This window comes from Pseudomonas sp. NPDC087029, from assembly GCF_044745345.1.
Lineage (GTDB): Bacteria > Pseudomonadota > Gammaproteobacteria > Pseudomonadales > Pseudomonadaceae > Aquipseudomonas > Aquipseudomonas faucium.
Genome location: NZ_JBIVAB010000007.1, coordinates 241,279 through 248,271 on the forward strand (window position 1 = coordinate 241,279; position 6,993 = coordinate 248,271).

5 protein-coding genes are annotated in these 6,993 nt (G+C 63.0%); 2 read left to right on the plus strand and 3 right to left on the minus strand.

All coding sequences use genetic code 11. The annotated features are described in order from the left end of the window. The first annotated feature begins 127 nt into the window (after nt 1-127). A complete protein-coding gene (gene mqo / locus ACIPG5_RS14625) occupies nt 128-1,717 on the plus strand; it encodes a malate dehydrogenase (quinone) (protein ID WP_401375926.1) in 1,590 nt (529 codons plus the stop codon). A gap of 110 nt (nt 1,718-1,827) precedes the next feature. Continuing rightward, nucleotides 1,828-2,874 (plus strand): class I SAM-dependent methyltransferase, encoded by a 1,047-nt coding sequence (locus ACIPG5_RS14630; RefSeq protein WP_176515172.1) that lies wholly within the window; start codon nt 1,828-1,830, stop codon nt 2,872-2,874. Between the two features lie 101 nt (nt 2,875-2,975). Here the strand turns inward: ACIPG5_RS14630 and ACIPG5_RS14635 are convergent, their stop codons facing one another. The 3 genes from ACIPG5_RS14635 to ACIPG5_RS14645 all read right to left on the minus strand — a co-directional run bounded on the left by ACIPG5_RS14635 (nt 2,976) and on the right by ACIPG5_RS14645 (nt 6,661). Then, nucleotides 2,976-4,220, minus strand: coding sequence for a saccharopine dehydrogenase family protein (locus ACIPG5_RS14635; RefSeq protein ID WP_176515170.1), 1,245 nt, complete (start codon nt 4,218-4,220; stop codon nt 2,976-2,978). Nucleotides 4,221-4,254: 34 nt separating this feature from the next. Beyond that, the gene (nspC, locus tag ACIPG5_RS14640; protein WP_176515168.1) at nt 4,255-5,352 is read right to left on the minus strand and encodes a carboxynorspermidine decarboxylase; all 1,098 of its coding nucleotides are present in this window, start codon (nt 5,350-5,352) and stop codon (nt 4,255-4,257) included. A gap of 391 nt (nt 5,353-5,743) precedes the next feature. After that, nucleotides 5,744-6,661, minus strand: a complete 918-nt coding sequence (locus ACIPG5_RS14645; protein WP_176518323.1) for a pyridoxal-phosphate dependent enzyme — start codon at nt 6,659-6,661, stop codon at nt 5,744-5,746. Between the last annotated feature and the right edge of the window lie 332 nt (nt 6,662-6,993).

Sequence of the window (6,993 nt, forward strand, 5' to 3'; positions counted from 1 at the left end):
TGGCGCTGGAGTGAAGCGGATGTGAAAAATATGCAGGACGTACAGCCTGGACGCTGGCCATACCCGACAAAATCCGTCAGCTAAGCTTGTGCAGGACTTTTCCGACAGCGAGTTCGCGGGAGTAGAAATGAACATCACGCTCAAATCGAAGCTGCTGGTGGCCGGCATGACGCTGGCCTGGGGCATGCTCAGCGCCCAGGCCGCCGAGAGCAAGAAGGTCGATGTGCTGCTGGTGGGCGGCGGCATCATGAGCTCGACCCTGGCGGTGTGGCTCAACGAACTGGAGCCTGGCTGGTCGATGCAGATGGTCGAGCGCCTGGACAAGGTGGCCGAGGAAAGCTCCAACGGCTGGAACAACGCCGGCACCGGCCACTCCGCCCTGGCCGAGCTCAACTACACCCCGGAAAAGGACGGCAAGATCGACATCAGCAAGGCGGTGGAGATCAACGAGTCGTTCCAGGTCACCCGCCAGTTCCTCGCCTGGCAGGTCAGGCAAGGCGTGCTGAAGAACCCGCACTCCTTCATCAACACCACCCCGCACATGAGTTTCGTCTGGGGTGACGACAATATCCGCTTCCTCAAGAAGCGCTACGAAGCGCTGCAGGCAAGCCCCCTGTTCAAGCCCATGCAGTACTCCGAAGACCCCGCGCAGATCCGCAAGTGGGTACCGCTGATGATGGAAGGCCGCGACCCGAACCAGAAGCTCGCGGTGACCTGGACGCCCATCGGTACCGACGTCAACTTCGGTGAAATCACCCGGCAGTACGTGGCCTACCTGCAGTCGCGGCCCAATTTCGACCTCAAGCTCTCCACCGAAGTCGAGGCCATCACCCGCAACGACGATGGCTCCTGGCATGTGGAGTACAAGAACCTCAAGGATGGCAACAAGGCTGCCAGCGATGCCAAGTTCCTGTTCATCGGTGCCGGTGGTGCGGCGTTGCCGCTGTTGCAGAAGTCCGGCATCGATGAGGCCAAGGACTATGCCGGCTTCCCGGTGGGCGGCTCGTTCCTGGTGACCGACAACCCGACCATTGCCGAGCAGCACATGGCCAAGGCCTATGGCATTGCCGCCACCGGTGCGCCGCCGATGTCGGTGCCGCACCTGGACACCCGTGTGCTCGATGGCAAGCGCATGATCCTGTTCGGGCCGTTCGCCACGTTCTCGACCAAGTTCCTCAAGCAGGGCTCGCTGCTCGACCTGTTCGCCAGCGTGAGCGTGCACAACACCTGGCCGATGGTGCGTGTGGGCGTGCGCGAGTTCGACCTGGTGCAATACCTGGTAGGCCAGGTGCTGCAGTCCGACGATGACCGCTTCGACGCCCTGCGCACCTATTTCCCCAAGGCGAACAAGGCGGACTGGCGCCTGTGGCAGGCGGGCCAGCGCGTGCAGATCATCAAGAAAGACCCACAGCTGGGCGGCGTGCTCAAGCTCGGCACCGAAGTCGTCACCTCCAAGGACGGCAGCATCGCCGGCCTGCTGGGCGCCTCGCCAGGCGCTTCCACGGCGCCGCCAATCATGCTCGATTTGCTGAACAAGGTGTTCAAGGACAAGGTGGCCTCGGCGGCCTGGCAGGCGAAGATCAAGCAGATCATCCCTTCGTATGGCATGCACCTGAACGATCATCCTGACGAGGTGCTCAAGGAGTGGGCGTATACCAACGAGGTGCTGCAGCTGAACCCGCCGACGGCTGCGGCCGCACCAGCGACCGCACCCTAGGCGAGGGCTAGACTTACGACGAGACATCATCATCTATCAAAAATGACCACCGCCCCCTCGGACCGGACTTCCCCCGTCGACGGTGGCCTTCTTGCAGAGGAGGGCTGGTCATGGACGAGGCAAGGCTTCACGATTTCATGGGCAAGCTGGTGGGCGACATGGGCGCGGCGGCGACCCTGGCCAATGTCATCCTCGGTGACGAGCTGGGGCTCTATCGGGCCATGGCCGACAGCCAGCCGACCACGCCCGAGGCGCTGGCCGCCCGGACCGGTTGCCACCCGCGGTTGGTGCGCGAATGGCTCAATGCCCAGGCGGCGTCGGGCTACATGACCCACGACAAAGGCCAGTTCGTACTGCCCGAGGAACAGGCCATGGCCCTGGCGCTGGAGGATTCCCCCGCCTACATGGCTGGCGGTGCGGCGGTGGTGGCGGCGCTGTTCCACGACAAGGACAAGCTGGTGGCCGCCATGCGCGGCGATGGCGGCCTGGCCTGGGGCGACCATCACCCCTGCATGTTCAGCGGCACCGAGCGGTTCTTCCGGCCGGGCTATCGCACCTTCCTTGTAGCCCAGTGGCTGCCGGCGCTCGACGGCGTCGTCGCCAAGCTGCAGGCCGGGGCGAAAGTGGCGGATGTGGGCTGCGGGCATGGCGCTTCCACGCTGGTGATGGCCCAGGCGTTCCCTGCATCGACGTTCGTTGGCTATGACTACCATGCGCCGTCCATCGCCACGGCCACCACGCGCGCGCGCGAGGCAGGGCTGGAGGGGCGCGTGAGCTTCCAGCAGGCCTCGGCCAAGGATTACCCGGGCCATGACCATGACCTGGTGTGCTTTTTCGACTGCCTGCATGACATGGGCGATCCGGTCGGTGCGGCGCGGCACGCCTACCGGGCGCTGAAGGCCGACGGTACGGTGATGCTGGTGGAACCGTATGCCGAGGATTCCCTGGACGGCAACCTGACGCCGGTGGGGCGCTTGTTCTATGCCGCATCGACCTTCATCTGCACGCCGAACTCGCTGTCCCAGGAAGTGGGGCTGGGGTTGGGTGCGCAGGCGGGTGAGGCACGCTTGCGAGCGGTGTTGGAGGAGGCGGGGTTCAAGCAGTTTCGGCGAGCGACGCAGACGCCGTTCAACCTGATTCTGGAGGCCAGGAAGTAGCGACTGCCCCACAGATACCTGTGGGAGCCGGCTTGCCGGCGATAGGGCCGCAACAGGCAAAAAAGAAGGGGCGCCCTATGGGCGCCCCTTCTGTCTACTGCTTAGGCTTCAGCGTCCCAGGGACGATCGCCTTTCTCATCTTTCACGCGGGTCGGCAGGCCCATCACGTCCAGCGCCTTGAGGAACGGCTCGGCTGGCAGCTCCTCGACGTTGACCATGCGCTTGGCATCCCACTCGCCACGGGCGACCAGCAAGGCGGCGGCCACAGGCGGCACGCCAGCGGTGTAGGAAATGCCCTGGCTGTCGGTCTCGGCGTAGGCCTCTTCGTGGTCGGCCACGTTGTAGATGAACACTTCGCGCGGCTGGCCGTCCTTGGTGCCCTTGACCAGGTCACCGATGCAGGTCTTGCCGGTGTAGCCGGGGGCCAGCGAGGCCGGGTCAGGCAGCACGGCCTTGACCACCTTGAGCGGTACCACTTCCAGGCCTTCGGCGGTCTTGACCGGCTGCTCGCAGAGCAGGCCCAGGTTCTTCAGCACGGTGAACACGTTGATGTAGTGCTCGCCGAAGCTCATCCAGAAACGCACGTTCGGCACGTTGAGGTTCTTGGAGATCGAGTGAACTTCGTCGTGGCCGGTGAGGTACAGGTTCTGGGAACCCACCACCGGCAGGTCGTCGGTACGCTTGACTTCGAACATGGTGTTGCTGGTCCACTGGCTGTTCTGCCAGCTCCAGACTTGCCCGGTGAACTCGCGGAAGTTGATTTCCGGGTCGAAGTTGGTGGCGAAGTATTTGCCATGGGAACCGGCATTGACGTCGAGAATGTCGATCGAATCAATGCTGTCGAAATACTGCTGCTGCGCAAGTTTTGCGTAGCTGTTCACCACACCCGGGTCGAAACCGACGCCGAGAATGGCGGTAATGTTCTTTTGTTGGCACTCTTCGAGGTGTTTCCACTCGTAGTTGCCGTACCACGGCGGGGTCTCGCAGATCTTGCCCGGCTCTTCGTGGATGGCGGTGTCCAGGTAGGCGACACCGGTATCGATGCAGGCACGCAGCACCGACATGTTGAGGAACGCGGAACCGACGTTGATCACGATCTGCGATTCGGTCTCGCGGATCAGTGCCTTGGTCGCCTCGACATCGAGGGCGTTGAGCGAGAAGGCCTGGATGTCGGCGGGTACCTTGAGGCTACCCTTGGCCTTGACGCTGTCGATGATGGCCTGGCATTTGGAGATGTTCCGTGACGCGATAGCGATACGACCCAGTTCGTCGTTATGCTGCGCGCACTTGTGGGCCACCACCTTGGCGACACCTCCTGCACCAATGATAAGAACGTTCTTCTTCAATTTACCTGTTGCTCCTTACTTTTGAGTGCCGGTCTTAGGACAGGCTGGAAACGTAGTCTTCGAAACCGAACTCGCGCACCAGTTCGACGCTGCCGTCGAGCTGCTTGACCGCGATGGACGGCATCTTCAAACCGTTGAACCAGTTTTTCTTGACCATGGTGTAGCCCGCCGTGTCGATGAACGACAGGCGATCGCCAATGGCCAGCGGGCGATCGAACTGGTACTCGCCGAAGATGTCACCGGCCAGGCACGATTTGCCGCAGACCATGTAGGTGTGCTCGCCATCGTTGGGGGCCATCTTGGCGTTGAGGCGGTAGATCAGCAGGTCGAGCAGGTGCGCTTCGATCGAGCTGTCGACCACGGCCAGGTGCTTGCCGTTGTACAGGGTGTCGAGCACGGTCACTTCCAGCGAGGCGCTGTTGGTGATGGCGGCTTCGCCCGGCTCCAGGTAGACCTGCACGCCGTACTTCTCCGAGAAGGCCTTCAGGCGCGCGCAGAACGCATCGACCGCGTAGTCTTCGCCGGTGAAGTGGATGCCGCCACCCAGGCTCACCCATTGGACCTTGTGCAGCAGGTGGCCGAAGCGCTCTTCGATGTGCGTGAGCATCTTGTCGAACAGGCCGAAGTCACCGTTCTCGCAGTTGTTGTGGAACATGAAGCCGGAGATCTGTTCGATGACCTTCTCGATCTTCTCCGGGTCCCACTCGCCCAGGCGGCTGAACGGGCGCGCCGGGTCGGCCAGCAGGTAGTCGGAGCTGCTCACCTGCGGGTTGACGCGCAGGCCGCGGACCTTGCCTTCGGACTGTTCGGCAAAGCGCTGCAGCTGGCCGATCGAGTTGAAGATGATCTTGTCGCAGTTCTCGAGCATTTCCTCGACCTCGTCGTCGGCCCAGGCCACGCTGTAGGCGTGGGTCTCGCCGGCGAACTTCTGGCGGCCGAGCTTGAGCTCGTAGAGCGACGAAGAGGTGGTGCCGTCCATGTACTGTTGCATCAGGTCGAAGACCGACCAGGTGGCAAAGCACTTGAGGGCGAGCAGGGCCTTGGCGCCGGAGTTTTCGCGCACGTAGGCGATCTTCTCCATGTTGGCCAGCAGCTTGGTTTTATCGATGAGGTAGTACGGCGTCTTGATCATTTAAAGGCCCCCGGCAAGGCCGGCCAAAAAAAGGACACGCATTGTGCCTTCACTTGCTGCATATCGAAAGGGTGGGAGCAGTATTTCGTCGTGCTCGTTGCCCTTGGAGCGGGATTTTTTGCGTTGTGCAGGGGCATTGGAACAGGCTTGTGTGAACATCCTGATCACGGGGTGTGCAGCTCAATGAAAATCCGATGAACAGCCGCTGCGTGGAGCGCAGTTGGCCAATCTGTAGGGGCGGGTGCGGTGGATCGTTCGATGGCTTGAGTGATCGGCCGGCCTCATCGCCGGCAAGCCGGCTCCCACAGACCTTGCACCGAACCCTGTGGGAGACCCTGCACCGAACCTTGTGGGAGCCGGCTTGCCGGCGATGAGGCCGGCAAGATCAACGTCAATCGACCTGCTTCAACCAATCCTGAATCTGCCCCAGTGTCGCCGTGGCCCCGCCACACACCACCACCAGCACGTTCTGGTAGCCGCTCAATGCCTTCGCTTCATAGGCCACCGCCAACGCCGCCCCGCAGGCAGGCTCCACCAGCACGCGATGATCGTTCAGGAACCGCTCGCACGCTTGCAGCGCCGCACGATCGCTCACCAGCACACTGTGCACCGGGTGCTCGCGCACGCACACCAACGCCTGGTCTGCCACCCGCTTGGCACCCAGCGAGGTGGCCACCGAAGCGATGCGCTCCAGCTCCACCGAATGGCCCGCCTGCACCGCCGCGTGCAGCGAAGCGGCGCCTTCGGTCTCTACCGCCAGCACCGGCACATCATGCCAGCCATTGCGCTTGAGGCCTTCGACCACGCCGCTGAGCAGCCCGCCGCCACCCACCGACAGCAGCACTGCGTCAGGCTTGTAGCCCGCCGCCGCCAGCTCGTCGACCAGGCTGGCATGGCCGGCCCACAGCAGCGGGTCATCGAAGGGGTGAATGAAGGCATCGTTCGGCCCGACCAGGGTTTGCGCCAGCGCGTTGGCCTCCTGCCAGGAGCTGCCATGCACCACCACCTTGGCGTCTTCCTGATGCAGCAGCTCCTTGGCCCGCTCGGTGGTGGTTTCAGGCACCACTACCGTTACCGGCACGCCCAGTTTGCGACCGGCATAGGCCACCGCCAGGCCGGCATTGCCGCCGGAGGAGGAAACGAAATGGCGCGCGCCACGGGCATGGTGGACTTCGCAGGCATGGCCCACGCCACGCAGCTTGAACGAGCCGCAGGGCTGCAGGGCATCGAGCTTGAGCCAGACCGCACGGCCAGCGGCCAGCGAAAGAGGGCGGGATTCGATCAGGGGGGTGTGGATGTGCAGGGTCATCAAGGAGCTCCACGACGCTTCATTCGGTATGAGCAGAGAGGGCCAATGCTCGAGGGAGAGCTGAATGGTAGCGCGTGTCGCCTGGTGCATGTCGTTGAATTTGTGGTGATGTTGAAATCGAGCGCCGCCCGCGCGGCGCATCGCGGATGAATCCGCTCCTACATTCATTGCAACGTGCCACGGTCTGTCAGGCCATGGTCGTCCGCTTCTAGCGCCCGCCGAGAAATCGCGTCGTGCCACCAAGGCTGACAACCATGGCCTATCAGGCATAGGTACGTTGCAACAAATGTGGGAGCGGATTTATCCGCGATGCGCCGCGCGGGCGGCGCTCG

Excerpts from the sequence above, each read along its gene's own strand:
- nspC (WP_176515168.1), bottom strand. The coding sequence starts at position 5,352 with ATGATCAAGACGCCGTACTACCTCATCGATAAAACCAAGCTGCTGGCC.
- ACIPG5_RS14645 (WP_176518323.1), bottom strand. The coding sequence starts at position 6,661 with ATGACCCTGCACATCCACACCCCCCTGATCGAATCCCGCCCTCTTTCG.
- mqo (WP_401375926.1), top strand. The coding sequence starts at position 128 with ATGAACATCACGCTCAAATCGAAGCTGCTGGTGGCCGGCATGACGCTG.
- ACIPG5_RS14630 (WP_176515172.1), top strand. The coding sequence starts at position 1,828 with ATGGACGAGGCAAGGCTTCACGATTTCATGGGCAAGCTGGTGGGCGAC.